General features: G+C 65.1%; 32 protein-coding genes. 29 read left to right on the plus strand and 3 right to left on the minus strand.

The features are described 5' to 3' along the window. Positions 1-83: 83 nt before the first annotated feature. From ASF43_RS23535 to ASF43_RS23550, 4 genes are all read left to right on the plus strand, one after another. Positions 84-1,301, plus strand: coding sequence for a flagellin (locus ASF43_RS23535; protein ID WP_056186711.1), 1,218 nt, complete (start codon positions 84-86; stop codon positions 1,299-1,301). 130 nt (positions 1,302-1,431) lie between these two features. Further along, positions 1,432-2,847 (plus strand): flagellar filament capping protein FliD, encoded by a 1,416-nt coding sequence (gene fliD, locus ASF43_RS23540; protein WP_156373485.1) that lies wholly within the window; start codon positions 1,432-1,434, stop codon positions 2,845-2,847. 82 nt (positions 2,848-2,929) lie between these two features. Next, positions 2,930-3,346: a flagellar export chaperone FliS gene (gene fliS / locus ASF43_RS23545; protein WP_056186521.1), complete on the plus strand. Its 417-nt coding sequence runs from the start codon at positions 2,930-2,932 to the stop codon at positions 3,344-3,346. A 10-nt stretch (positions 3,347-3,356) separates the two neighbouring features. Next, entirely contained in the window at positions 3,357-3,656 is a 300-nt protein-coding gene (locus ASF43_RS23550) for a flagellar protein FliT (RefSeq protein ID WP_056186523.1), read from the plus strand. A 25-nt stretch (positions 3,657-3,681) separates the two neighbouring features. On the opposite strand, the gene ASF43_RS23555 is transcribed toward ASF43_RS23550, so the two are convergent. Further along, on the minus strand, positions 3,682-4,770 hold the full coding sequence (locus ASF43_RS23555; RefSeq protein WP_162241851.1) for a GGDEF domain-containing protein: 1,089 nt from the start codon (positions 4,768-4,770) through the stop codon (positions 3,682-3,684). Between the two features lie 211 nt (positions 4,771-4,981). Then, positions 4,982-5,308 carry a flagellar hook-basal body complex protein FliE gene (gene fliE / locus ASF43_RS23560; protein WP_056186528.1) on the minus strand — a complete coding sequence of 109 codons (327 nt, stop codon included), beginning with the start codon at positions 5,306-5,308 and terminating at the stop codon, positions 4,982-4,984. Positions 5,309-5,486: 178 nt separating this feature from the next. On the opposite strand from fliE, the gene fliF reads away from it, so the two are divergent. The 13 genes from fliF to fliR all read left to right on the plus strand — a co-directional run bounded on the left by fliF (position 5,487) and on the right by fliR (position 16,809). Further along, positions 5,487-7,301, plus strand: coding sequence for a flagellar basal-body MS-ring/collar protein FliF (fliF, locus tag ASF43_RS23565; RefSeq protein ID WP_056186530.1), 1,815 nt, complete (start codon positions 5,487-5,489; stop codon positions 7,299-7,301). An 18-nt stretch (positions 7,302-7,319) separates the two neighbouring features. Continuing rightward, positions 7,320-8,315 carry a flagellar motor switch protein FliG gene (fliG, locus tag ASF43_RS23570; RefSeq protein WP_056186534.1) on the plus strand — a complete coding sequence of 332 codons (996 nt, stop codon included), beginning with the start codon at positions 7,320-7,322 and terminating at the stop codon, positions 8,313-8,315. 34 nt (positions 8,316-8,349) lie between these two features. Continuing rightward, the gene (locus ASF43_RS23575; RefSeq protein WP_056186537.1) at positions 8,350-9,093 is read left to right on the plus strand and encodes a flagellar assembly protein FliH; all 744 of its coding nucleotides are present in this window, start codon (positions 8,350-8,352) and stop codon (positions 9,091-9,093) included. Continuing rightward, positions 9,083-10,495, plus strand: coding sequence for a flagellar protein export ATPase FliI (gene fliI / locus ASF43_RS23580; protein ID WP_056186538.1), 1,413 nt, complete (start codon positions 9,083-9,085; stop codon positions 10,493-10,495). Before ASF43_RS23575 ends, fliI begins: the two co-directional genes overlap by 11 nt. Positions 10,496-10,616: 121 nt before the next feature. Then, complete coding sequence (fliJ, locus tag ASF43_RS23585; RefSeq protein WP_056186541.1) at positions 10,617-11,090, plus strand: flagellar export protein FliJ; 474 nt, start codon at positions 10,617-10,619, stop codon at positions 11,088-11,090. Further along, positions 11,080-12,492, plus strand: coding sequence for a flagellar hook-length control protein FliK (locus tag ASF43_RS23590; RefSeq protein WP_082498113.1), 1,413 nt, complete (start codon positions 11,080-11,082; stop codon positions 12,490-12,492). The genes fliJ and ASF43_RS23590 overlap by 11 nt, the downstream gene beginning before the upstream one ends. A 156-nt stretch (positions 12,493-12,648) precedes the next feature. Continuing rightward, complete coding sequence (fliL, locus tag ASF43_RS23595) at positions 12,649-13,224, plus strand: flagellar basal body-associated protein FliL (protein ID WP_235578351.1); 576 nt, start codon at positions 12,649-12,651, stop codon at positions 13,222-13,224. Between the two features lie 21 nt (positions 13,225-13,245). Continuing rightward, positions 13,246-14,250, plus strand: a complete 1,005-nt coding sequence (gene fliM / locus ASF43_RS23600; RefSeq protein WP_056186545.1) for a flagellar motor switch protein FliM — start codon at positions 13,246-13,248, stop codon at positions 14,248-14,250. Next, a complete protein-coding gene (fliN, locus tag ASF43_RS23605; protein WP_056186551.1) occupies positions 14,240-14,668 on the plus strand; it encodes a flagellar motor switch protein FliN in 429 nt (142 codons plus the stop codon). Before fliM ends, fliN begins: the two co-directional genes overlap by 11 nt. A gap of 19 nt (positions 14,669-14,687) precedes the next feature. Continuing rightward, positions 14,688-15,020, plus strand: coding sequence for a FliO/MopB family protein (locus ASF43_RS23610; protein ID WP_369803323.1), 333 nt, complete (start codon positions 14,688-14,690; stop codon positions 15,018-15,020). Next, complete coding sequence (gene fliP / locus ASF43_RS23615; protein ID WP_056186558.1) at positions 15,017-15,763, plus strand: flagellar type III secretion system pore protein FliP; 747 nt, start codon at positions 15,017-15,019, stop codon at positions 15,761-15,763. Before ASF43_RS23610 ends, fliP begins: the two co-directional genes overlap by 4 nt. Positions 15,764-15,775: 12 nt before the next feature. Next, positions 15,776-16,045 carry a flagellar biosynthesis protein FliQ gene (fliQ, locus tag ASF43_RS23620; RefSeq protein ID WP_056186563.1) on the plus strand — a complete coding sequence of 90 codons (270 nt, stop codon included), beginning with the start codon at positions 15,776-15,778 and terminating at the stop codon, positions 16,043-16,045. Continuing rightward, a complete protein-coding gene (gene fliR, locus ASF43_RS23625; RefSeq protein WP_056186565.1) occupies positions 16,042-16,809 on the plus strand; it encodes a flagellar biosynthetic protein FliR in 768 nt (255 codons plus the stop codon). The genes fliQ and fliR overlap by 4 nt, the downstream gene beginning before the upstream one ends. A 14-nt stretch (positions 16,810-16,823) precedes the next feature. On the opposite strand, the gene ASF43_RS23630 is transcribed toward fliR, so the two are convergent. Then, complete coding sequence (locus tag ASF43_RS23630) at positions 16,824-17,882, minus strand: integron integrase (RefSeq protein ID WP_056186569.1); 1,059 nt, start codon at positions 17,880-17,882, stop codon at positions 16,824-16,826. 204 nt (positions 17,883-18,086) lie between these two features. Between ASF43_RS23630 and ASF43_RS23635 the strand changes: the two genes are divergently transcribed. From ASF43_RS23635 to ASF43_RS30150, 12 genes are all read left to right on the plus strand, one after another. Then, on the plus strand, positions 18,087-18,383 hold the full coding sequence (locus ASF43_RS23635; protein WP_056186572.1) for a hypothetical protein: 297 nt from the start codon (positions 18,087-18,089) through the stop codon (positions 18,381-18,383). A 690-nt stretch (positions 18,384-19,073) separates the two neighbouring features. Next, positions 19,074-19,526, plus strand: coding sequence for a GNAT family N-acetyltransferase (locus ASF43_RS32335; RefSeq protein ID WP_369803324.1), 453 nt, complete (start codon positions 19,074-19,076; stop codon positions 19,524-19,526). Positions 19,527-19,627: 101 nt separating this feature from the next. Beyond that, positions 19,628-20,011: a nuclear transport factor 2 family protein gene (locus tag ASF43_RS30135; RefSeq protein ID WP_082498115.1), complete on the plus strand. Its 384-nt coding sequence runs from the start codon at positions 19,628-19,630 to the stop codon at positions 20,009-20,011. Positions 20,012-20,070: 59 nt separating this feature from the next. Further along, positions 20,071-20,613: an MOSC domain-containing protein gene (locus ASF43_RS30140; protein WP_082498116.1), complete on the plus strand. Its 543-nt coding sequence runs from the start codon at positions 20,071-20,073 to the stop codon at positions 20,611-20,613. Positions 20,614-20,721: 108 nt separating this feature from the next. Further along, positions 20,722-21,198 carry a hypothetical protein gene (locus tag ASF43_RS30960; RefSeq protein WP_156373486.1) on the plus strand — a complete coding sequence of 159 codons (477 nt, stop codon included), beginning with the start codon at positions 20,722-20,724 and terminating at the stop codon, positions 21,196-21,198. Positions 21,199-21,274: 76 nt separating this feature from the next. After that, positions 21,275-21,730, plus strand: a complete 456-nt coding sequence (locus ASF43_RS30965) for a hypothetical protein (protein WP_156373487.1) — start codon at positions 21,275-21,277, stop codon at positions 21,728-21,730. Positions 21,731-21,794: 64 nt separating this feature from the next. Beyond that, positions 21,795-22,196 (plus strand): FosX/FosE/FosI family fosfomycin resistance hydrolase, encoded by a 402-nt coding sequence (gene fosX, locus ASF43_RS30145; protein ID WP_156373488.1) that lies wholly within the window; start codon positions 21,795-21,797, stop codon positions 22,194-22,196. Positions 22,197-22,257: 61 nt separating this feature from the next. Then, complete coding sequence (locus ASF43_RS23640; RefSeq protein WP_056186575.1) at positions 22,258-22,872, plus strand: hypothetical protein; 615 nt, start codon at positions 22,258-22,260, stop codon at positions 22,870-22,872. Between the two features lie 61 nt (positions 22,873-22,933). Next, positions 22,934-23,341, plus strand: coding sequence for a hypothetical protein (locus tag ASF43_RS23645; RefSeq protein WP_056186577.1), 408 nt, complete (start codon positions 22,934-22,936; stop codon positions 23,339-23,341). A 79-nt stretch (positions 23,342-23,420) separates the two neighbouring features. Continuing rightward, positions 23,421-23,690 carry a hypothetical protein gene (locus ASF43_RS23650; protein WP_156373489.1) on the plus strand — a complete coding sequence of 90 codons (270 nt, stop codon included), beginning with the start codon at positions 23,421-23,423 and terminating at the stop codon, positions 23,688-23,690. Positions 23,691-24,438: 748 nt separating this feature from the next. Next, positions 24,439-24,909, plus strand: a complete 471-nt coding sequence (locus ASF43_RS23655; RefSeq protein WP_235578349.1) for a toll/interleukin-1 receptor domain-containing protein — start codon at positions 24,439-24,441, stop codon at positions 24,907-24,909. Between the two features lie 104 nt (positions 24,910-25,013). Then, positions 25,014-25,421: a GNAT family N-acetyltransferase gene (locus ASF43_RS30150; protein WP_082498127.1), complete on the plus strand. Its 408-nt coding sequence runs from the start codon at positions 25,014-25,016 to the stop codon at positions 25,419-25,421. Positions 25,422-25,479: the final 58 nt, after the last annotated feature.

Consider the following 25,479-nt stretch of genomic DNA (forward strand, 5'->3'; position numbering starts at 1 on the left):
TCCCGGCCAGCACCGGTCAGGGCGGCCAGTGTCGTGCTGGCGTTGTGATCGGCGTTTTTGCCACTTTTATCTGGAGTTTTTTCATGGCCTCGACCATCAATACGAACGTCAACTCGCTGAATGCGCAGCGCAACCTCAGCACCTCGCAAGGGTCTCTGGCGACGTCCATGCAGCGGCTGTCGTCCGGCCTGCGCGTGAACAGCGCCAAGGACGATGCCGCCGGCCTGGCGATCTCCGAGCGCATGAACACCCAGATCAAGGGCAACATGGTTGCTGCGCGCAACTCGAACGACGGCATCTCGCTGGCGCAGACGGCTGAAGGCGCATTGGGCAAGGTCGGCGACATGCTGCAGCGCATGCGCGAGCTGGCGGTGCAGGCCGGCAATGCCACCAACAGCGTGGCGGACCGCAAGGCCCTGCAGGCCGAGGTGGCCCAGCTGGTCGACGAAGTGGATCGCGTCGCCAAGCAAACCAGCTTCAACGGCGCCAAGATTCTGGATGGCAGCTTCTCCGGCGCCGTGTTCCAGGTGGGCGCGAACTCGGGCGACAACATCACGGTCGGTGCGCTGGTCAACACGACGGCCAAAGGCCTGGCCGACGTGGCGTACGCCTACACCGCAGCGACCGGGATCGAGTCGTCGAGCGTCACCGACCTGTCGGCGATCACAAGCTCTTCCGCACTGCAGATCGACGATGGAACGACATCGTGGGATCTGGGCCCCATCAAGGCCGCCAGCTCCGGCACGGAACGCATGGGCCAGATGGTCGAGGCGATCAACCGCAAGTCTGCCGATACCGGCGTGACCGCTTTCCTGACGAAGGACGCGGCCGGCACGTACACGATCGACCTCATGTCGTCGAAGCTCGATTCCAGTGGCGATGCCGTGGTGATGTCGCTGGGCTCCGGTTTCACGGCAGACAACTTCGGCGTGGCTGGCGCCGCACTGGAATCGAGCATCGACTCGACGGACACCACGACCGACGCGCTGGGCATCGACACGCTGAGCATCGACACCCAGCGCAACGCCTGGGTCGCACTGAAGAAGATCGATGCGGCCATCGACCAGGTCAACTCGGCGCGTGCCGACCTGGGTGCTCTGCAAAGCCGCTTCGAGAACGCAGTGGGCTCGATCGAGATCCAGACGGAGAACCTCTCCGCTTCCCGAGGTCGGATCGTGGACGCGGACTTCGCCAAGGAAACGGCCAACCTGTCGCGCACGCAGATCCTGCAACAGGCTGGCACCGCGATGGTGGCGCAGGCCAACCAGCTGCCGCAGGGCGTGCTGGCCCTGCTGCAGTAAGGCGGCTAGCATGGGAGCGCTTCCTGCGGGAAGCGCCTGAGAACGGCGGCGGGCAGGGGATTTTTCCCTGTCCGCCCTTTGAGCTTTCAGACAGGCCGTGCGCCACACGGCCTGGTTTCAGGAGATCGACATGGCTATTTCATCGGCCGGCATCGGCAGCGGCCTCGAAGTCGAGGACATCATCACCAAGCTGGTGGCGCTGGAGAAGAAGCCGCTGGAAGGCCTGGAGAAGAAGGCCGAGACGATCGGCACCAAGATCTCGACCTACTCCAACATCAAGTCGCTGATGTCCACGATGGAAGACGCCGCCTCCAAGCTGGCGCTGGACAGCGGTTGGAACACGCTGGCGGTCAAGTCGTCCAACGACAAGGCGGTCTCGGTCAGCGTTACCGGCATCGCCAGTGCCACCAGCTTCAGCGTGGGTGTGCAGCAACTGGCCAAGGCGCAGTCCACCGTGTCCACCTCCATCGCCGCGGGCGCCAGCATCGGCTCGGGCACGCTCACGCTGGAGCTGGGCGCCTGGAATGCCGGCGTGTTCACGGCCGGCACGGCCGCTGCCGTCAGCGTGACGGTGGGTGCCAGCGACACGCTGGCCCAGGTGGCGGCCAAGATCAACGATTCGGGTAGCGGCGTGGTGGCCACCGTGCTGTCCGACGCGTCGGGCGAGCGCCTGATGCTGCGTTCCAAGGAAACCGGCGCCGTCTCGGGCTTTCGCATCACGGCGGCCAACGACACCAGCGACACCGGCCTGTCGCGCCTGGCCTTCGACCTGGCGGCGCCCACGCAAGGCATGGCAGCCAACGCCTACCAGGTCGGCCAGGATGCCAAGGCCACGGTCAACGGCATCGCCGTCACTTCGTCCAAGAACCAGCTCACGGGCACCATCCCTGGCCTCACGATCTCGCTGAACGAAGTCACGGCTGTCGACGCGGACGCCATGATCACCAGCACGGTGGACAAGGCGGCGATGACCAAGAACATCCAGGAGTTCGTGGATGCCTACAACGCCATCAACACCTTGCTGGCCGAGTCCACCAAGTACGACGACGCGACCAAGACGCGCGGCGACCTGCAGGGCGACGGCACGGCCGTGGGCCTGCGCAACAGCATGCGCTCGGTGCTGACCGGTGGCTCGGAGGGCAGCGTGTTCAAGACGCTGTCCGACATCGGCATCAGCCTGGGCCGCGACGGCAATCTCACGGTGAACGGCTCCAAGCTCAGCACCTCGCTGGACGACCTGGACAACGTCAAGAAGCTGTTCATCCAGCGCGACGAGAGCGGCGCCAGCACCGGCATCGCGGCCAAGATGAAGGCCTACGTCGGCAACGCGCTGTCCTTCGACGGGCTGATCAACAGCAAGACCGACGCGCTGGCGCGCGAGTCCGACCGCAACCTGGAACAGCAGGACAAGATCAACAAGCGCGCCGAGGTGTCCGAGGCGCGCCTGCGCAAGACCTACACCGCGCTGGACGTGAAGATGGGCTCGCTGCAGGCGCTGGCCAACTACATGGACCAGCAGGTGGCCCAGTGGAACAAGAAGGACTGAACTTTTTCTCGTCCCGCAGCCTTGATTTCCAGGCCCGGCGGTCGATACATCTAGCATCAAGACAGTTCAAATGGATGCCCCGATGTACTCCTCGGTCAGTTCGCGTTCCGCAGCCGCCTACAAGCGCGTTGGTGTCCAGACCAGCGTCGAAGGCGCCAACCCCCATCAGTTGATTAGCCTGCTGTATGAGGCCTTGTTGCAGTCATTGCGCCTGGCGCACGGCGCGACAATGCGAGGCGACATTGAAACCAAGGGCAAGGAAATCGGCAAGTCCGTGCGCATCCTCGAGGAAGGCCTGAAGGCCAGCCTCAACGACGCGGCAGGCGGCGAGCTGGCGACCAACCTGCGCGGTGTCTACAACTACAGCATCAGTCGACTGACCAGAGCCAACCTCAACAATGACGCGCCGATGATCAACGAAGTGATTGAATTGATCCTGCCGGTCTACGGCGCCTGGAAGAGCATCGCCAACCCTGCCGGCCAGCCGGCTGCATCCTGAGCACACGGCCATGCCGCAAATGCTGATCGACTACTACAAGGCCATCGAGGACAGCAGCGTGAAGATGCTGCAGGCCGCCCAGCAGGAAAACTGGGACGAGGTGGTGCGCTACGAAGGCGCCTGCGCGGTGCTGATCGAGCAGCTGCGCCACCGCTCGCAGACCGAGCCGCTGACGCCCGAGCTGCGCCGCGAGAAGTCGCGCATCATGCAGCGCATCCTGCGCAACGACGCCGAGATCCGCTGTCTGACCGAGCCCTGGCTGACCCAGGTCGAGCACATGATGGAAAGCCGGCCGCAGCTCCTGCACTGAGCATCGCCGGCCTGGCCACCACGGCTCAGGCCGGCCCGCTCGCTGGCATCAGCGGTGCCGGCGAGGTCTCCACCCGGTTGCGCCCTGCAGCCTTGCCACGGTAGAGCGCGACGTCGGCGCGCTGCACCACCGCCAGCACCGGCTCACCGTGCTGCGCCTGCGCCGCACCCAGCGTCATCGACAGCGCCACGACCTGGCCGCCCACGCGCAGCTCCATGGCCGCGATCTGGCTGCGCAGCGCCTCGGCCACGCGCGATGCGTCGCCCTCGTCGGCGCCGGACAGCAGCACGGCAAATTCCTCCCCGCCCCAGCGCCCGATGGTGTCGACGCCGCGCAGCGCCTTGCGCAGCACCTGGCTGATGGCGCGCAGCACCTCGTCGCCGGCCGCATGACCGTACCGGTCGTTGATGGACTTGAAATGGTCCACGTCGGCCAGCAGCACCGAGAACGGCAGCCGTTCCTCGCGCAGCCGCCGTTGCGCCTGCTGCGCGGCCTCCACCCAGTGGCGGCGGTTCACCAGGCCGGTCAGCGGATCGGTGTCGGCCAGGTCCAGCAGCATCTTCTCGCCGCGCACCACGGCGCCCAGGTGCACGGAGGCGCCCATGGCCAGCAGCAGCACCATGGCGATGATGTTGAAGTACTCCAGCCCGTGCAGCGCGGGCGTGGAGACCGTGTACCACGGTGCCACCTGGTGGCTCATGTAGCGCAGTGCGGCATAGCCCATGGCCATGCCGGCCATGGTCAGCCACTTGGGCAGCGGCTTGAGATTGGTGCCGATGCAGAACACGGCGACGACGGCCATCAGGTAGAAGTGAAAGCCGCTCTCCCAGCCCAGACATCGCACGGCCAGCACCGCGTGCGCCACGTATTCGAGCGCCGCCAGGTTGGCGATGAAGCGGTAGCGCCGCGAGCGCCGGATGGCCACACCGATGCCCACGAAGACCAGCACGCTGACCAGGTTCAGCGCCACCAGGGCATGCCAGCCGAACCAGGCAAAGACGGCCATGAAGCCCAGGTGCGTCGTGGCGCCGCCGACCGCCACGAACATCATGAGCCGCGCGAAAGTCTTGCCGTTCTTGAGGCGGGATTCCGACGTGAGGTAATGCCTCACCATGCTGTGCCACCGTGGCCTGCGGTGGGGCCGCGCGAGCGGTCGGGGGCGTGCGGCGCGGGCAGGGGCTGGGTCGAACGCATGACGTGCTGGAAACTCGCTCGCTATGTGAGCGCTGTCTCCATTGCATTCTGTCATGCAGAACTTCTAATCACTACATTGTTTGTATTCAATAGAAAATTGAGGGCGATTTTGTCGCGTCTGGTGAACAGCTTCAGACCTGCATGTTCATGATGTCGCTGTAGGCCTGCACCATGCGGTTGCGCACGTGCAAGGTGGCCTGAAAACCGATCTGCGCCTTCTGGATCGCCACCATGGTCTCTTCCAGGCTGACCTTGGGGTTCTCCAGCTGGACCTCGCGCGCCAGCCGGGCCGACTCGCTCTGGGCCGCGCTGACCGAGTTCAGCGCGCCCTTGAGCGCGGTCGAGAAACCCTGGCTCTCGTCCTTGGCCACGGGCGCGGCGCCGCGCTGTACCGGGGGCAGGGCGGCGGCAGGGCGGTTGATCAGCGAGCCGGCAGAGGGGGAAAGGCGCAGGTCCATGGAGGGTTCCTTTTGGGAACAAGGGCGATGGCCGGAATGCTAGCGGCGGGCCGCCACGGGCAATGGGCGAAATGGCGGCCAAATCCGCCCCTTATCGGGCCGAGGCCGGCGCGGCCAGATCGAATAATCCGCGGCATCACTCCTTCCGGCGCAGCCCTCACCGGCGCGTCCACCAACGATGTCCGCCGTCGCCGAAATTCCAGCGGGTTCCCTGGCCCCGATCGCCGAGCCCTCGCCGTTCGTGCAGCGCCTGAGCAAGCTCGACCGCACGCAGCGCATGCGCCTGGGCGCCGGCATCGCGCTGCTGGTGCTGGTCGTCATCCTGGGGCTGGTCATGGGCCGGCAGGCCGACTACCGCACGCTGTACGCCAACCTGACCGACAAGGACGGCGGCGCCATCGTCGCGCAGCTGTCGCAGATGAACGTGCCCTACAAGTATTCCGAGGGCGGCGGCGCCATCCTGGTGCCTTCCGACCGCGTGCACGACGTGCGCCTGCGCCTGGCCTCGCTGGGCCTGCCCAAGGGCCAGGTGACCGGCTTCGAGCTCATGGAGAACAACCGCTTCGGCATGACGCAGTTCCAGGAACGGCTGACGTTCCAGCGCGGGCTGGAGGGCGAGCTCACGCGCTCGATCCAGGCCCTGTCCTCGGTGGCCAGCGCCCGCGTGCACCTGGCGCTGCCGAACCAGAACGGCTTCTTCCGCGAGCAGCAAAAGCCCTCGGCCTCGGTGCTGCTGAGCCTGCATGGCGGCCGCGTGCTGGACCGCACGCAGCTGGCCGGCATCGTTCACCTGGTCGCCTCCAGCGTGCCCGAGATGAGCCCGTCGGCCGTCAGCGTGCTGGACGACACCGGCAAGCTGCTGTCCGGCGCGCCCGAGGGCAGCGCCAACGGGGCCGACGCCCAGCAGCTGCAGTACGTGTCATTGATCGAGCAGCAGTACACGCGCCGCATCATGGACATCCTGGAGCCCATCGTCGGGCGCAACAACGTGAAGGCCCAGGTCACGGCCGACGTGGACTTCACGCAGACCGAGCAGACCAGCGAGCAGCACCGGCCCAACTTGGCCTCCGACGCCAGCGCCGTGCGCAGCCAGCAGGTCGTGGAGACCACCAACGGGCCGACGCCGGGCCAGCCCTCGGGCATCCCGGGCGCCGTGTCCAACCAGCCGCCGCAGCAGGCCAATGCGCCCATCAACGGCGCATCGGCCCCGCTCACCGCGTCGGGCCAGGCTGCAGCGGGCCAGCAGGGCGGCGCCAAGCGCGAGTCGGTCACCAACTACGAGGTCGACAAGACCGTGCGCACGGTGCGTGGCGGTGCCGGCGGCATCAAGCGCCTGTCGGCGGCCGTGGTGGTGAACCACCAGACCAGCAAGGACGACAAGGGCAATCCCACGACGCGCGCATTGACGCCGGAGCAGATCACGCAGATGACCGCGCTGGTGCGTGAGACCATCGGCTTCAACCAGGAACGCGGCGACTCGGTGAACCTCATGAACGCGGTCTTCGTGCAGGACGCGGCGGTGGACGACACCACGCCGCTGTGGCGCCAGCCGGCCACGCTGGAGACCGCGCGCAGCCTGGCCTGGCCGGTCGGCACGCTGCTGTTGGCGCTGATCGTCATGTTCGGCCTGGTGCGCCCCGGCATGAAGGCCATGATGGCACCCAAGGCGCTGGCCGGTGGCGCAGGCGCAGGCGGCGCGGCGGGCGGTGCGGGTGGCGCCGGCGCTGCAGGGGCTGCAGGCGCTGGCGGCCTGGCCGGCGCGGCGGGCGGTGCCGGCGGTGCCGGCGGTGCCGGTGCCCAGCTCAACGCGCTGGTGGGCGACGACGCCCAGCGCCCGGCCTTGCCCGGCCCGGACGGCACGGCGGTCGCGCTGACGCCGACCGACCACCAGCTGCGGCTGGAGGCGGCGCGCAAGCTGGCGCTGGAGAATCCGATCGCGGTGGCCAACATCGTGAAGGACTGGATCAACGGTGAAAACGGCGCTCCCACCTGAGCGCCCAGGAGTGCAAGCATGGAAGAACAGGGACTGACCGATTCCGCCGTTTTCCTGATGTCGCTGGGCGAGGAAGAGGCCGCCGAGGTGTTCAAGCATCTCTCGCCCAAGGAAGTGCAGCGCCTGGGCGAGACCATCGCCCGCACGCGCACCGTCACGCGCGAGAAGGTCGAGGAGGTGATGCTCAAGTTCACCGAGGTCGCCAGCCGCCAGAGCCTGCTCGTCAGCGACACGGGCGACTACGTGAAGTCGGTGCTGCGCCGCGCGCTGGGCGAGGACAAGGCCACCTTGCTGATCGACCGCATCCTGCAGGGGGGCGACGTCTCGGGCATCGAGAGCCTGAAGTGGATGGACCCGCTGTCGGTGGCCGAGCTGCTGCGCAACGAGCATCCGCAGATCGTGGCCGCCATCCTCGTGCACCTGGATTCCGAGCAGGCCGCCGGCGTGCTCAAGCAGCTCACCGAACGCCAGCGCAACGAGGTGCTGCTGCGCGTGGCCACGCTGGAGGGCATCCAGCCCACGGCGCTCAAGGATCTGAACGAGGTGCTGTTCAAGGTGCTGGCCGGCGGCGACAAGGTGCGCAAGTCGTCGCTGGGCGGCGTCAAGGCCGCGGCCGAGATCATCAACTTCCTGGGGGCCAACATCGAGGGCACGGTCATCGAGTCCATCCGCGGCCATGACGCCGACCTGGCGCAGAAGATCACGGACAAGATGTTCGTGTTCGACGACCTGCAGAACCTGGACAACAAGTCCATGCAGATGCTGCTCAAGGAAGTGGCCTCCGACTCGCTGATCGTGGCGCTCAAGGGCGCTGCGCCCGAGCTCAAGGACAAGGTGCTGGCCAACATGTCCAGCCGCGCGGCCGAGACCATGCGCGAAGACCTGGAGTCGCGCGGGCCGATGCGCCTGTCCGAGGTCGAGGCGCAGCAAAAGGAGATCCTGAAGGTCGTGCGGCGCCTGTCCGAGGAAGGCCAGATCGTGCTGGGCGGTGGCGGCGACGACGCGTTCGTATGACACCGATGCGCCTCGCCGCCGGGGTGTGTGCGGCATGACCAACGCGCGCAACCGCATGTACACGCGCTTCATCCCGAGCGAGGAGGTCGGCGCCGTCGCGGCCTGGCAGTTCGGCCGCTTCGGCGAGCCGGCGCTGCCCGAGCTGCCGCTGGCCGACGGCGCGCAGGCGGGCGATGCCGAACCCGTGCCCCCGCCGGAGCCGGAGGAAGCGCGGCTGCAGCGCGCCTGGGACGGCGGCCATGCCGCAGGCTACGCCGAAGGCCATGCCGACGCCGCGCGCGTGGGCCACGAGCAGCTGGACGCCTACGTGAGCGGCCAGGGCCGCGAGAACGCCGGGCAGCTCATGGCCCTCGTGCAGTCGCTGGAGCAACGGCTCGCCGCCTGCGAGCAGACCATGGCGCGCCAGGTGCTGGACCTGGCGGCCGAGCTGGCGCGCCAAATCGTGCGGCGCGAGCTGGCCGTGCGGCCCGACGCCGTGCTGCCCGTGGTGCGCGAAGCGCTGGCGCTGCTGGGCACCGACCACAAGCCGGCCAGCGTGCGCCTGCACCCGCAGGACCTGGAATGCGTGGGCGCGGCGCTGCGCGAGGAGTTCCCGCGGGCCACGATCAGCTGGATCGCGGACGATCAGATCGAGCGCGGCGGTTGCACCGTCGAGACCGGCGGCACGCTGGTGGACGGCACGCTGGCCAGGCGCTGGCAGCGCGCCCTGGCCAACCTGGGGCTGGACGCGCCCTGGGACGCCGCGCCCCCCGAAACCGAGGCGGCCCATGACGACTGAAGCCCCCGACACCCCGGCCTGGTCCGGCCTGCTGGACAACGCGCTGGCCCGCGCGCGCGCCGGCAGCACGCTGGAGGTGCGCGGCACACTCACGCGCCTGGCCGGCCTGGTGCTGGAGGCCACCGGCGTGCAGGTGCCCGTGGGCTCGCAGGTGCGCATCAGCATGCCGGGCCAGCCGCCGGTGCTGGCCGAGGTGGTGGGCTTCTCCGGCGACCGCGCATTCCTGATGCCGGCCGGCGACGTGCACGGCCTGTCGCGCGGCGCCATGGTGGTGCCGGCCGCACCCTACATCGCCGTGCCGCGGCTGGGCGACAGCGCGCAGAGCGCCGTGCCGCCGGCCGAAGGCGTGCTGCGCCTGCCGCTGGGCGACGGCCTGCTGGGCCGCGTCGTCGATGCCCAGGGCCTGCCCATGGACCACCAGGGCCCGGTGCTGGACGTGCAGGCCCTGCCCATGGACCGCCAGCCCATCAACGCCATGGACCGCGACCCGGTGCGCCTGTCGCTGGACACCGGCGTGCGCGCCATCAACGCCATGCTCACCGTGGGCCGCGGCCAGCGCATCGGCCTGTTCGCAGGCTCCGGCGTGGGCAAGAGCGTGCTGCTGGGCATGATGGCCCGCTACACCGCGGCCGACGTGATCGTGGTCGGCCTGATCGGCGAGCGCGGGCGCGAGGTCAAGGAGTTCGTCGAGGACATCCTGGGCGCCGACGGGCGCGCGCGCTCGGTCGTCGTCGCCGCGCCTTCGGACGCACCGCCGCTGCTGCGCATGCAGGGCGCAGCCTATGCCACGGCCGTGGCCGAGTACTTCCGCGACCAGGGCAGGCATGTGCTGCTGCTGATGGATTCGCTGACGCGCTACGCCATGGCCCAGCGCGAGATCGCGCTGGCCATCGGCGAGCCGCCGGCCACCAAGGGCTACCCGCCGTCGTGCTTCGCCAAGCTGCCCGCGCTGGTGGAGCGCAGCGGCAACGGCCTGAACGGGCGCGGCTCGATCACGGCCTTCTACACCGTGCTGTCCGAAGGCGACGACCAGCAGGACCCGATCGCCGACGCGGCGCGCGCCATCCTGGACGGCCACATCGTGCTGTCGCGCAGCCTGGCCGAGTCGGGCCACTACCCGGCCATCGACATCGAGCAGTCGGCCTCCCGTGTGATGCACAACGTGATCACGCGCGAGCATTTCGAGCTGGCGCGCCGTTTTCGCGCCGTGTACTCGCGCTACCAGAAGGGCCGCGACCTGGTGCAGATCGGCGCCTACGCGCCCGGCTCCGACCCGGCCCTGGACGAGGCCATCCGGCTGGCGCCCGGCATGGCCGAGTTCCTGCAGCAGGACATGTTCCAGCGCGCCTCGCTGCCGCAGAGCATCGAGCAGATGGCCATGGCCTTGGACGGGGAGTTTTGAACGTGGCCAGGTTGCAGACCCTCGCTGCGGCCGGGCGCGCCGGCCTTCGCTCCCTCTCTCCGTGGGAGAGGGTCGGGGTGAGGGCCAGCGCCCGCCCTTTGCTTGAACCCGGGGCACGCACATGTCGCTGATGAAGACGCTGGACCTGGCCATCGAGGTCGCCGAGCGCCGCCGCGACCAGGCCAACCAGGCCATGGGCCAGGCCCAGCAGCGCCGCATCGCCGCGCAGCAGCAGCTGGACCAGCTGCAGAGCTACGCCCGCGAGACCGAGCAGCGCTGGGAATCGCAGTCTCAGGTCTTCGCCGTGCCCGAGCTCATGCACCACCACTACCAGTTCATGGCCCGGCTCGACCAGGCCATCGGCATGCAGCAGCACGCCGTGGCCGACCAGGAACGCTGGGTGGAGCAGGCCAGGCAGGTGCTGCTGGCGGCCGAGCTGCGCGTGGCCACGCTGCGCCAGGCTGTGCGCCACAAACAGGCTGCGATCGACCTGGCCCAGAACCGGCGCGAGCAGCGCCAGATGGATGAAATGGCCGCCATCCGCCATGCCATGACGGCACGGCAGGCGGCCCAGGAGATGGACCATGAGCATTGAACGTGGACATGCCGCAGGCGCTTCGGCCGCCGTGGCGCACCGGCCGGGCGCCGGCAGGAACCCGGCGCAGGCCGCGGCGGGCGGCGACTTCCTGGCCCTGCTGTCGGCGCAGGACGCGCTGCTCCCCGCCGGCACCGAACCCGGCCTGGGCGGCGAGGCCACTCCCGAGGGCGCGGCGGGTGCGCTGCGGCACGACCTGCGAGACGACGCCGCGCTGCCGTGGCCTGCCGATGCGGCCGCGGCCCAGGCGGCGGCCGAGGCCGCAGCAGCCGCTTCGGCTGCGGCGCAGCCCCCCGCGCCTGCGCTGGCCTCGTCGCCCGTGGCGTCTGCCGAGGCTGGTGCGCAGCCCACCGCGCGGCTGCCGGCCCCGCAGGCCGCCGACCCGGCCGCCCCGGCGCCCCTGCCGCCGCAGCTCGCCAGCGTGTTCGAGCAGCTCAGGACCCGCGTGGCCGCACAGGATGCTGCCGCGCCGCTCGCCCCGTCGCCGGTGCCGGCAGGCGCACGGGCCACCGCAGCGGACCTTGCGCCTGTACCCGGCGCGCCCGCCGAGGCGCCTGCGCAGCGGCCCGAGGCCGCCACCGAGCCGGCCACGCGGCCGGCCGCCGCGGCTGCGTTGCCGCCCCAGGTGGCCAGTGTGTTCGAGCAGCTCAAGAGCCGGCTGGCGGCGCAGGACTCCGCCGCCCCGGCGCTGGCCGACGCAGCCTCACCCGTGGGCGCTGTCGTCCCCACGGCAGCCGCAGCCGCGCAACGCGATGCACGCGGCGAGCGCGGCTTCGCCAGCCCCGTGCCGGCCGCCACCTGGGCCCGCGCCGAGCCCGTCGCCGTGCAGGCCCAGGCCGTGGAGCCGGTGCCTGGGCGCAGCGCGGCACGCGGCGAAGAGGCGGCCACGAGCACACCCGCCGAGCCAGGCGCCTGGGCGCCGCAGGACTTCACGCCCACGGTGCAGTACGAAGCCGCCGCAGCGGGCATCGACGCCATGCCGCAGCCGGCCGCGCCCGACGCGCCGCTGGCCGAACAGCTGCGCTACTTCGTCAGCCAGGGCCTGCGCAGCGCCGAGCTCACCGTGCAGGGCGATGCCGACCCGGTGCAGGTCAGCATCGCGATGCAGGGCAACGAGGCCCATGTCTCGTTCCGCAGCGAGCAGGCCGCCACGCGTGAAATGCTGGCCGGCAGCACCGACCAGTTGCGCGAGCTGCTGCAGGCCCAGGGCATGGTGCTGTCCGGCGTGTCGGTGGGCGCGCACCAGGCCGGCGGACGCGGCGGCCAGCCGCAGGAGGCCGAGCCGCGCACACGCCAGGCCTCGCCACGCATCGGCGCCGTGGCATCGGCCGCGCCCGCCACACCCGGCGCGGCCGCGGCTGCCGCGCGCACGGCCGCGGGCGGGCTGGACCTGTACGTCTGAGCGGAGGGGGCGGTGGGCGGGTATATGGCCGTTTTACCAGCCTAATCTGGCTATTATTCCGACGACCTGGGTAAATAATCAAAGCCAGAAGCCGTTGTCCGGCCCGGGGTCTGCCCCGCTGGCGACCGGCCTGTCCGCAGCCCAGACCACAAAGGAATCACCGTGTCCGCACCTGCCGCCACCGATGCGTCGGCGCCCAAGCCCAAGGGCAAGAAGATGATCGTCATCGGCGGGGCGGTGGTGCTGCTGCTGGCCATCGGCGCGGGCGCCTGGATGTTCCTGGGCCGTGGCCACGAGGAGCCCGAAGAGGGCGCCGCCCCGGCCGCCAAGGTCGCCCACGCCAAGCCCAAGGAGGGCACACCGCCGACCTTCCTGCCGCTGGAGAACATGGTCGTGAACCTGGCCGACCCGGGCGGCGCGAAGTTCGCGCAGATCGGCGTCACCGTCGAGACCATGGACCAAAAGACTGCCGACCAGGTCAAGGCCTACCTGCCCTCCATCCGCAGCGCCGTGCTGATGCTGGTCTCGCAGCGCACGTCCGAGGAACTGCTGACGCGCGAAGGCAAGGAAAAGCTGGCCACCGACATCCACCGCGAGGTCTCGCGCCCGCTGGGCTTCGAGGTCGAAGAGCCCGCGCACGAAGAGGCCGGCAGCAAGCCGCGCAAGAAGGCGCGCGCGCCCGCGTTCAACCCGGTCTACGGCGTGCTGTTTTCCAGCTTCATCATCCAGTGACGACTGCGCCGGAGCCGCACCATGAGTGAATCGTTCCTGTCCCAGGAAGAGGTCGACGCCCTGCTGGAAGGCGTGACCGGCGAAAGCCAGAAGGAAGCCGAAGAAGTGGTCGTGGCGGGCGAGGTCCGCAACTACGACATCTCCAGCCAGGAGCGCATCGTGCGCGGCCGCATGCCGACGATGGAAATCGTCAACGAGCGGTTCGCGCGCAACTTCCGCCTGGGGCTGTTCAACTTCATCCGCCGCAGCCCCGAGATCTCGGTGGGCACCGTGGCCGTGCAGCGCTACAGCGCCTTCCTGCGCGAGCTGGCCGTGCCGACCAACTTCAACATCGTGGCCATCCGCCCGCTGCGTGGCAACGGGCTGGTGGTGTGCGAGCCCTCGCTGCTGTTCGGCGTGATCGACACGCTGTATGGCGGCGCCGGCAAGTACCAGACGCGTATCGAGGGCCGCGAGTTCTCGGCCACCGAGCAGCGCGTGATCAACCGCCTGCTCAACGTCGTCATCGAGGAATACAAGAAGGCCTGGCACAGCATCTATCCGCTGGAGCTGGACTACCAGCGCTCGGAGATGCAGCCGCAGTTCGCTAACATCGCCACGCCCAGCGAGATCGTGGTGTCCACCGCGTTCCAGCTGGAGATCGGCGACATCACGGGCGCCATCCACATCTGCATGCCGTACTCCACGCTGGAGCCGATCCGCGACGTGCTGTACTCGTCCACGCAGGGCGACTCGGTGGAAGTCGACCGGCGCTGGGTCAACGTGCTGTCGCGCGAGATCCAGTCCGCCGAGGTTGTGCTGGTGGCCGAGCTGGCCCGGGCCGACGCCACGGTGGAGCAGCTGCTGGCCATGAAGCCCGGCGATTTCATCGAGCTGGAGCGCGAGCCGCGCATCACCGCCTCCATCGGCGGCGTGCCGGTCTTCGAATGCCAGTACGGCACCCACAACGCCAAGTACGCGATCCGTATCGAGCAATGCCTGCGCGGTAACGACCAACCCATCAAAGAGGACCGCCATGTCATCTGAAGACCCCAAGGACGCGGGCGACGACCCGATGGCCGCCTGGGCCGAAGCACTGGAAGAAGCCAAGACCTCGGAGCGGCCGAGCGACGCCGACCAGGGCGGCCCGCTCAACGGCGAGGGCGTGCGCCCCTTCGTCGGCAAGGACGGCACGCTGCAGGACATCAACATGGTGCTGGACATCCCGGTCACCCTGTCCGTGGAGCTGGGCCGTACCAAGGTGCCCATCAAGTACATCCTGCAATTGGCGCAGGGCTCGGTGGTCGAGCTCGACGCGCTGGCCGGCGAGCCCATGGACGTGCTGGTCAACGGCTACCTGATCGCGCAAGGCGAGGTGGTGGTCGTGAACGACAAGTTCGGCATCCGTTTGACCGACGTCGTGACGCCTTCTGAACGCCTGCGCCGCGTGAGCCGCGGCGGTTGAGTTTCTCCATCGTATGTCGATGACCACGCAGACCTTGCTGCTCGTGGCGCTGTTCGTCGCCGCGCTCGCGATGCTGCCGTGGCTGGTGCGCTGGCTGCAGCGCCGCACCCAGGGCGGCATGGCGGCGGCGGGGCTGTCGTCGCGCCTGGTCGGTGCGCTGGCGGTCGGGCCGCAGCAGCGCGTGGTCACGGTGGAGGTCGGCCCGCCGGGCGCGCGCACCTGGCTCGTGCTGGGCGTGACGCCGCAGTCCGTGAACCTGCTGCACAGCATGCCCGCCGGCGCGCCCGATTTCGCCGGCGCGCTGGTCAAGGCCGAATCCAGGGGCGGCCCGGCCGTGGAGCCCGCACCATGAGGCGCGCAGCGCTCTGGGCCGGCGTCGCTGCTGCCGCGCTGCTGGCCGGGCCGGCCGTCGCGCAGAACAACGCCAACCTGCCGCTCATCATCGGCAACGGCCCGGGCGGCACTAGCTACTCGGTGCCGATCCAGACGCTGCTGTTTTTCACCGCGCTGTCGTTCCTGCCCGCCGTGCTGCTCATGATGACGGGCTTCACGCGCATCGTGATCGTGCTGTCGTTGCTGCGCCAGGCGCTGGGCACGCAGTCGGCGCCGCCGAACCAGGTCGTGATCGGCCTGTCGCTGTTCCTCACCATGTTCGTCATGGGCCCCACGCTGGACCGCGTCTACCGCGACGCCTACCAGCCCTTCACCACCAACGCCATCACTTTCGAGCAGGCCGTGGAGCGCGGCGAGGCGCCCATGCGCGAGTTCATGCTCAAGCAGACGCGGCAGTCCGACTTCGCGCTGTTCGCCCGCCTGGCGCGGCTGGACGCGGCCGTCACTGCCGAGAACGCGCCGCTGCGCGTGCTGGTGCCGGCCTTCGTCACGAGCGAGCTCAAGTCGGCGTTCCAGATCGGCTTCATGATCTTCATCCCGTTCCTGGTGATCGACATCGTGGTGGCCAGCGTGCTCATGTCGCTGGGCATGATGATGCTCTCGCCCGTGCTCGTGGCGCTGCCGTTCAAGCTCATGATCTTCGTGCTGGCCGACGGCTGGAACATCCTGATCGGCTCGCTCGCATCCAGTTTCGTGCAGTAGAGGAGACCGCCCATGAGCCCCCAATTCGTGCTGACCATGGGCCAGGAAGCCCTCACGCTGCTGCTGATGGTGTCCGCGCCCGTGCTGATCGTGGTGATGGTGGTGGGCCTGGTGATCAGCATCTTCCAGGCCATCACGCAGATCCACGAGGCCACGCTGTCGTTCGTGCCCAAGCTCGTTGCCGCCATGCTGGTGCTGGCCATCGCCGGCCCGTGGATGCTGACCACGCTGGTGGACTACATCCGCCGCATGATCATGGCCATCCCCACGCTCGTGCAGTGATCACGTTCAGTGAAGCGCAACTGGTCGCCTGGATCTCGCCCATCCTGTGGCCGTTCCTGCGCGTGCTGGCGCTGTTCACCTCGGCCCCCATCTTCTCGATGCGCGCCATCCCGGCACGCGCACGCATCGGCCTGGCGTTCCTCATCGCCGTGGCCGCGCAGCCCAGCCTGGTCGGCCAGCCGGTCATCGGCGTCAACAGCCCCGAGGCCCTGGGCGCCGTCGTGCAGCAGGTCGGCGTGGGCCTGACCATCGGCTTCGCCGTGCGCCTGGTGTTCGCCGCCGTCGAGCTGGCCGGCGAGCTCGTGGGCTTGCAGATGGGCCTGAACTTCGCGGCCTTCTTCGACCCCATGGCCAACGCCCAGGTCAGCGCCGTGTCGCGCTTTCTGGGCAACATGTCGATGCTGCTGTTCATCGTCATCAACGGCCACCTCATGGTGTTGATGGCCGTGGTCCGCAGCTTCGACGCCTTCCCCACCAACGGCAACTTCCTCGTCACGCTGCAGCGCCTGCAAGTGCACCAGCTCGGCGCCGAGCTGTTCGCCAGCGCACTGTGGATTGCGCTGCCCATGATCGGCCTGTTGCTGTTCGTGAACCTGGCGCTGGGCATCGTCTCGCGCGTGGCCCCGCAGATGAACGTGTTCGCGGTGGGTTTCCCCATCACGCTGGTGATGGGCATGATCGGCATCGCCGCCACGCTGCCGCTGATGGACCAGCCCTTGATGGCGTTGATGGAGCGCACGCTGGCGCTGTTCGGGCCGCGGTAGGGGGCTGGGTGCCGTCAGCGGCTGGCGCCGCGTTGCTGCGCCAGCGCGTCCAGCGGGCTGCGCACCGCCATGCCGCCCATCTGCAGCACATGCGTGTAGATCATCGTGGTGGCCACGTCCGCATGGCCCAGCAGCTCCTGCACCGTGCGGATGTCGCTGCCGCCCTGCAGCAAGTGCGTGGCGAAGCAATGCCGCAGCGTGTGCGGCGTTGCGGGCTTGGCGATGCCGGCTTGCTGCACCGCGCGCTTGAAGGCCCGCTGGAACGTCTGGTCATACAGGTGGTGCCGCCGAATCACCCCGCTGCGCGTGTCGGTCGACAACTGATCTTGCGGGAACACCCAGAACCAGGCCCAGCTCGACCCGGCCCGCGGGTACTTGCGCTCCAGCGCCCTGGGCAACTGCACGCCGGCCTGGCCGGCCGCCACATCCGCCGCCCATACCAGGCGCCCGCTCGCCAGTTGCGCACGCAGGTCGGCGGCCAGCGTGCCGGGCAGCATCACCACGCGGTCTTTGCCGCCCTTGCCCTCGCGCACGAAAACGGCGTGCTGCCCGAAATCCAGGTCTTTCACGCGCAACTGCAATGCTTCGGTGATGCGCAAGCCGGTGCCATACAGCAGCCGCGCCAGCAGCAAATGCACGCCGCTCAGGTGCTCCAGCACCGCCAATACTTCGTCCGGCGTCAGCACCACCGGCAAGCGGCGCTTTGGCACCGGCCTTCCGATCTCGGCCATCCAGGGCAGTGGCGTTCCCAATACCTTGCCGTACAGAAAAAGTAATGCGGACAACGCTTGCCGGTGGGTGGATACCGCCACCTGCTTGTCGACTGCCAGATGAGTCAAAAAGCCCTCCACCTCTGCTTTGCCCATTTCCGCTGGGTGGCGCAGCCCATGGAAGCGGATAAAAGCACGGCACCAGTACACATAGGTTTCCTCCGTGCGCAAGCTGTAGTGCATCAACCGAATCCGCTCGCGCAACCTGTCCAACAGCTTGACCGCGCGCAGCGCTGGCAGTGGCGCTGCTACAGGCTGTGGCCGCGAGCGGCCTTGTGTGAACGGAATGACAGATGACGACATGGATATGCTCTCGTGGCAAGATCAATGCGGCCGGGGAAAAGTTGTAACGGCCGCGCTACTTTGCGGCAAATTTAATGCTGTATGAAGATACAGTCAATCGATGAGAAAACAATGCTAAATCAACGACTCGATCGCGCGGAATGTGGGTGTTATGGGGAGCAGGTGTTGTGATGGGGAGCTTTATGCTGCGCTCCATAACACGTTATGCCGATCACTGACGACTGGCCGATTCTGAAGGAAGGCGTATGGCTGTACGCGGGGTCAGCCCCTGTTGCGGTTCGCATTCTGTTGAGCGCTGAAACGTGGGGCACTGGCGAAGACGAGGACGAAGAGGCAGAGCGCGAAAATCGCCAAGTGGAGTGCTACTTTCTTGCGTACGAGATGGCCGCAGCGCCCGGGAACTTTTGCAATCTGATGCCGAACATCATGAGTTTTGAAGAAGCTGTGTCTACCGCCGAAGACAAATTTCCAGGCATCCATTGGGCGTCGAAAAAGGAATGAGCTTGTCTCTTGGTTACTCTCAAAATGGCATAACAGGCCGCTGCATCCGACCGCCTTCGGCGTCGGCTGAGCGGCGGCGTTAGGGATGGCCTACGCATGGCTCATTCGTTTCGACTAGCTGAAGGGGCGATGTGGCAAAAGCTCACGTTCGGTGGATGCTTGGCTGCTTTCGTCGCACTCGGATCGGTGCGGTTTCAGCAAGGTTCTAGTGCCTTGGCCTTTTTTCCACTTCTTGTAACGCTTCCGCTGGGCGTTTTCGCTTTCCGTGGGGCGTGGAACAAGCATCCTGTTCTAACTCTTGACTCGACGGGGATCTGGTTCAAAACGTGGAAACGCGACGGCCCACTGCCTTGGTCTCATATCAAAAAGGTTGAACTCTTGACGGTCGGTCCCGGCGACCCCTTCATTGGATTTTTTCTACTGGACGACGCACTATATAAATTTCCAAGCAACTCACTTCGAGTGTCTCATCTGAACGTTAGCACCAATGCGTTCTATGAACTTTGCTTGGACTATTGGCGCCAATTCGGCCCTAACTCTTCGCTGCAGCGGACGGCTTCGCCGCCCGCTGAGCTCGCACGTTAGGCAGCACAGTCAATGAGCGCGTACACATACAGAGCTCTTACGGCCGCTGATGCTCAGCAGTTCCGAGACTTGCGGCGATCAGTCGTTGCAGCGTCGCCGATAGGCATGGGCACGACGCTGGACGAAGAACTTCAGCAGCCGGCATCCTTCTTTCACAGCCAGCTTTCGTTTGCAGCGCCGAGTCGCGTCTTCGGTGCTTTCTCAGAAGGCGAGCTCGTCGCGGCAGCCGGTATTCGGTGGCCTACAAACCATGCCTCGGGGAAGCACAAGACCATTCTGTATGGAGTGCAAACCGCGCCTGCGTTCCGCCGGCAGTCGCTTGGTCGTCGTCTCGTACGACAAGCAGTCGACCACGCATTCTCTTCGGGCTGCCTTCGGATCTACCTCTATGTCTATGTCCCTAATCCCGGGGCCGTGTCTTTGTACGAGTCTCTCGGGTTCGTATCCTCCGGCGCTGAACCGGAAGAGCTCAATATCGATGGCCACTATTACGATCTTCAGTACATGAGCTTGCGCAATCCAGCGCCGCTAGGCGCAGGAGATAGAGGGGGTGGGTAGTGCTGCCTAACCGGTCGTTCGTGTGGGACGGCTTCGCCGCCCCACAACTTCAACGTTAGCTTGCCGAGTCCATCACATCATTACTCGAAGAGAATCGCTACATGTCGCATAGTTCACCCCTTGAGGTCGTACAGGCTCAACTAGAGGCGTATAACGCGAAAGACATCGAGGCACTGCTGGCCACATACTCTCCGAGAGCCGAACAGTATGCGACTGGTGGAGAACTTCTGGCGCAAGGGCATGAGCAGATGCGTCCGCGCTTTCTTGCGCGGTTTGCTGAGCCGAACCTTCACGCCAGGCTACTGTCTCGGCAAGTGGTAGGAAATATGGTCGCAGACCTTGAGTTGATTGAGCGCACATTTCCGGATGGGATTGGCTCCATCGAGATGTTATGCATCTACGAAGTAATCGAAGGTCGCATTGTGCGAGCTACGTTCGCCACCGGCGAAAAAAATCTGTTCGCAGGCCCATCCAATGCAAGCTAACAAATCGCTCCAGCGGACGGCTTCGCCGCCCGCTGAGCTGGATCGTTAGACCGCTGCAAATGCAATCCATCGTCGTTTCCGTCAGCCTCAGTAACTCCCACTCGTTCTCCAAGACGAGGGCGGAAGAAATCATGCTGCTCGAAGGTCTTGGGGTACAGGGCGACGCGCACAACGGAGTAACGGTCAAGCATCGCTCACGGGTCGCGCAGGATCCGACGCATCCAAATCTGAGGCAAGTCCATCTGATTCATGCCGAGCTTCTTCATGAACTCGCGGCTAAGGGGTTTTCTGTTGAAGCGGGTCAAATTGGCGAAAACATCACAACCTCAGGATTGGATCTATTGGGATTGCCGGTAGATACGGAACTGCATATTGGCGCTACTGCAATCGTCAGAATCACTGGGTTGCGCAATCCTTGCGTACAACTTGATCAATTTAAACCCGGCCTTATGTCGGCGGTGCTCGGACGGACGGCAGAAGGCGCATTGGTTCGCAAGGCTGGAATCATGGGTGTTGTTGCGACCGGTGGTATTGTTCGGCTTGGTGATTCCATACGCGTTCAGTTGCCGCCGGAGCCGCACCGATCATTGGAGCGGGTGTAGGCTGTGGTGAAAATCCAGCGGTCTAACCGGTCGTTCGTGTGGGACGGCTGCGCCGCCCCACAACTTCAACGTTAGCCACCCAGAGTCCATCAAGAGGGGAGTAGTCGCATGAACGCACAGTTATCGGGTACTACTCTGTCCCTCAAGGACGCCTACGACATCTACAACAAACACACGGAATCTGCTCACAAACTGTGGGCATATTTTTCGGCTGTTTCCCTAGCTGTTCTTGGCTACACCATCGGCAAAGAGAAGGTCGCCTGGCCTGGTGACATGTACTTCGTTATCGGCCTCTGTTACGTGGGTTTCGCTTGGTCCAATCTTTGGATACTTCGCATAACCCAGGGAGAGTGTGTGCGTTTTGCGTCGCTGCTCAACACTGTGGCGAAGCAGGTAGACGGGGCCGATACAACCATTGCAGTCGAGTCGGCGTCGGTCGAGAATGTGAGCGGCTTTCACGCGTTCGCACAGCTGGTTGTTGTTGCATCAATCTTCCTAACCTGGCACTACCAACTCGGTGCCAAAGCAGCAGAAGAAGCCAAGCTAAGCAGGCCTGCAGCCGCCGCAAGTGCGGCAGGTGGCTAACATTTCTTTCCATCGGACCGCCTTCGGCGCCCGCTGAACTCAGACGTTGAACATCACTGAAAACTGATCGCCCACCATGACCGCACCGAACATCGAGCATTTCAATCGAGTCGTTCTTGTGACGCTGGATAGGATCCATGACGCATTTCCAGTTCCCATTGAACTGAAGACGGCGGAGATTGCCAATGCTGCAACGCCAGGAACACTTCCGCCTGAGTCATGGTTCAATGATTTAGAGCCGACATTTGAGGCCGTCAAGTTCCTTGCGGCGGAGGGGTTCCTTCAATACTCGGACCATTGGCTGGAAGGCACGGCTTTTCTCCAAGTCCAACTGACAATGAAGGGGCTAATGGTCCTGGAGCAGGTTCCTAATTCTCTGGACAAAAAGCCGGGACTTGCAGCACAAATTAAAACCGCGCTCAAGGCCGGCGCTCTGGGTGCAACAACAGAGGCCGCAAAGCAGTTGGTTGGTCAACTTTTTAGTGCGGCCATCGCCGCTGGCCCAGCAATTTCGACCGCGGTGCAGTCGTGATGTTCAACCCTGCTCCGCAGCGGACGGCTTCGCCGCCCGCTGAGAGTGAACGTTAAAACTCGTTATGGGAATTCTTGGCGTCAGCCATTTGACATTCGTGGTCCGCGATGTTGAGCGGACTGCGAGGCTGGTCTGCGAAGGACTTGGGGCTAAAGAGGTCTACGACAGCAAAGCCAAGAACTTTTCGCTGTCACGAGAGAAATTCTTTCTCTTGGGTGGCGTATGGCTGGCTTTCATGGAGGGGGTTCCTTCCGAGCGGTCCTATCGTCACGTCGCCTTTGAAGTAACCGAAGAAGAAATTCCAAGATACGAGGCTAGCCTTAGAAGTCTTGGTGTTGAAGTTCGAGAGCCGCGGCCGAGAGTGGCTGGAGAGGGGCTGTCACTGTATTTCTACGACTATGACAACAACCTATTCGAGCTACATGCGGGAACTCTGGCGCAGCGACTAGAAAGGTATGCGCAATGAGTTCTAACATTACGTTCGACCGGACCGCCTACGGCGTCCGGTCACCTTCACGTTAGAACTCATGATCCACCGTCGCGAGTTGGTTTTTGGCACTGTCGTAGCTGCCGGGCTCTCCACCTTGTCTCTTGGTCAAACTAGGTCTATGAACGTCTCTGTGGTTTCCGAAGCGGAAGGGTGGTTCGACGTAATCTTCCCTATCTTGGCGACCGCTCCCTTCGAAGATGGAGGTAGGCGCTTGGGTACCCTCCTGCGCATCGGTGGCGACTGGTCCGGGACCCCCGTGGAATGGGGAGTGCTTATTCCAGACGAGTGGGAGGAGGCGAAGATGACGCCGCCACCTCCAATGAAATCCTGGGCGACCTCAATCCTCTTGGGAAGAACCGGCGAAAAGTCCGATGCCCTGGTCCGTTGTCTGTCGGAGACTTACCAAATGCCCGATGCGACGCTGCGGGCCCGAGACGAGGTGGAACTTGACGTTGTGTCAATATTCGCCGATCCGCGGCCAGTTGGCTCCAAGCCAATTTATCTCAAGGTCTTTTTGCACGGTGGTGCGGGCCAGGAGTACGGGGAGTTTTACATTACTGTGGATCTTGCCGCCGGGAAGATTCAGCTCAAAGAGAAGGATCCAGAGTACCGGAGTGCCGTGCTGAGCGCGCTCTCAGTTTGCGTGCAATGATTTCTAACCGGTCAGTCGATCGGACCGCCTGCGGCGTCCGCTCACCTTTGCGTTAGGCGACATGGAGCTCTTCGCCCCAAATCTCTCGCTCCGGCTCGAACCAGTCCGGCCCGTCGATTCGGAGGACTGGGTTCGCGTTCGTGCTTCTATCATTGGAGGGGTCTTCGCCGGAGCGTTTGAGGCGTATTTTCAGCTTGGAGAATTGAGCCGGTTCAAAGAGGAGGTGGAACTGATGTATGCGCAGGTGGGCTCTCCGCACGAAGCTGTTCTGTCGTGTCACGAGCCGGGCATCTACGTCCGTCTAGCGTCCAACTCATTGGGTCAAGTTGAGGGGACATACGAGTTCGAAAATGAAGACGGCTCGCTAGCCAAGCTAGCCGGCTCGTTTCAAGTCGATCAGAGCTACCTCCCGGCGCTGGCAGCAAGCACGCAAGAGCTCATCGTTTTGCTGTCCGAGAATGTCGCCTAACCCTTCCTTCAAGCGGACCTGCCTACGGCAGACCGCTTAAGTCAAACGTTAAAGCGCAGCAATGACGGGGCCGCAGAGCATGACGTTTCTCTTGGAAAAGTTCGCGCTGGTCACCACGGTCCTCGGGATGTCCGCGTACTGGGCGGCGTTCGGTTGGCTTGTCTACTCCGCACCACTGACTTGGGGTGAGCTTGACCTGAATAAGAATGGCGAAGTCACATTCGGTGAAGCCAGCTACGCCGCGTCGTTTGGCAAGCGCACCATACAAGTCGATGACAAGCAATGCACAGAATATTTCGCCTACAAGGATGGCCTGCCGCTCAAAGTGGTATGCCCGGCAAGCGCATGACACAGCGCTTTAACCTGCCAGTCGAGCGGACCGCCTTCGGCGTCCGCTCACCTTCACGTTGAACCTCATGAAGACAGTTCAGTCGCACCCTCACAAGTTTCAGGATGCCGAGTGGCCGTTTTTCTCGCCTCAGAATGCGTTGGCGATCTCGACGAAGCCTGTAATTCAAGCGGGCCACCCAATTCTTCTAGTCAGTCATGACGACGATGGCATTTGGCAAATCCTCTGCGACACAACCACAGCGGAGGAGGATTGCCTCGTCGTCTGTCTTGGGTGCTGTTTTGAGCGAGATTCAAGCATTGCAGAGTTGGCGGATCTTCCTCCTGGCTGGTTGGCTCAACGTGAGCGTGTCGGTTCTGCGTGGTTTAGGCGTCCAGCTTCGGCAGGCAACGCGCCTGAGGTTCAACAAGTCGCTCCAGCGGACGGCTCCGCCGCCCGCTGAGCTTATTCGTTGGGCATCCGAACACCACAGCGCGGTTCTACAAAGGAAAACACCATGGCTCAATGCACAGCCCCAGTAAATGGTCACCGCACATCAAGCGCCGCTGCCAATTGCCCTGCATGCAGCAGTCGCTATGGCGGCTATCGGAGCAGCTATGGCTATGGCAGTGGATATGGCACTGGATACGGATCGTCCGGCTCGTCAGGCGGCGGAACCAGCTACGGCGGCGGTAGCCGGTCTGGCGGGGGCGGCTCCAGGCCGCGCTGGTCGCGGACCGGATCGACCGTCTCGTACACGCCAGCCCAGGTGGCATCGCTTACGCCAGTTCGCGAGGCGGTTGAGGCCCAAGCGGCGGCGAGGCCAGATCTGCGTGATTGCTTCCTCTGTCATGCCTGGGATGATCGCCGGGGAGCCGCCAAACAACTGCACGACCTCCTTGAGGCGGCTGGCGTAAAAGTGTGGTTCAGCGAGAAGGACTTGGGTCTTGGTGTTCCGATGATGCGCGCGATTGACAAGGGCTTGGCCGCCTCAAAGATTGGGCTTGTTCTTGTGACCCCCGCACTGTTGAAGGGACTTCCGAAAGAGGGCGTCGCGGACAAGGAACTGTCAACGCTTCTGGCGGGCAACCGGCTCGTGCCGATCGTCCACGATACAACGTACGCGGCACTCCGCGAGGTCAGTCCAATGCTTGCTTCGCGAAGCGGCCTAGACACTTCGGAGGATTCGATGGAAGTAGTCGCCACCAAAATCGCCGAGCTCGTTGCAATCTGGAGTTGACTGCATTGAATGAAAGCCGGACCGCTGATGCCTAACCATTCCATCGAGCGGATGTCCAGCCGGCTGCGCCGTCAGGCCACCGCTCATGTCAAACGTTGGGCGTCATGAACATTCGCGCAATTCATCCTTCAGAGCTTGAAGCTACGTATGCGTTGCTCAGTTCGTCGGGGTGGTCTCATCGTCTGCGCTCCATGTTGGAGTTTTCAGCATTGGTCGCGGCAAGTGATCGCGCATACGTGGCGGTCTTACCAGGTGGTCAAGTTGTTGGCTTCGCGCGTGCCCTTACGGACGGTTTGTCGAACGGCTATCTGTCTATGGTTGTTGTTGCGCCGGAATTTCGCCGGCAGGGTGTCGGCCGTGCCCTGGTTGCCGGTGTCACTGCGGAAACTCCGGGTGTGACTTGGGTCCTGCGCGCCGGGCGCGAAGGCGCGTCCGAGTTCTTTGGTCGTCTTGGCTTGGCGGTTTCAAACTTGAAGTGCAACGCCGGCAATGAGATCCGCAGTGAGTTGTGAGAACACTTCATGCGGGGAGTGGAAGTTGAGGATTTTGCGCGGACGGTGGTTGAGCATG

Source organism: Pseudorhodoferax sp. Leaf267, from assembly GCF_001422405.1.
In the GTDB taxonomy this organism is placed as follows: domain Bacteria; phylum Pseudomonadota; class Gammaproteobacteria; order Burkholderiales; family Burkholderiaceae_C; genus Pseudorhodoferax.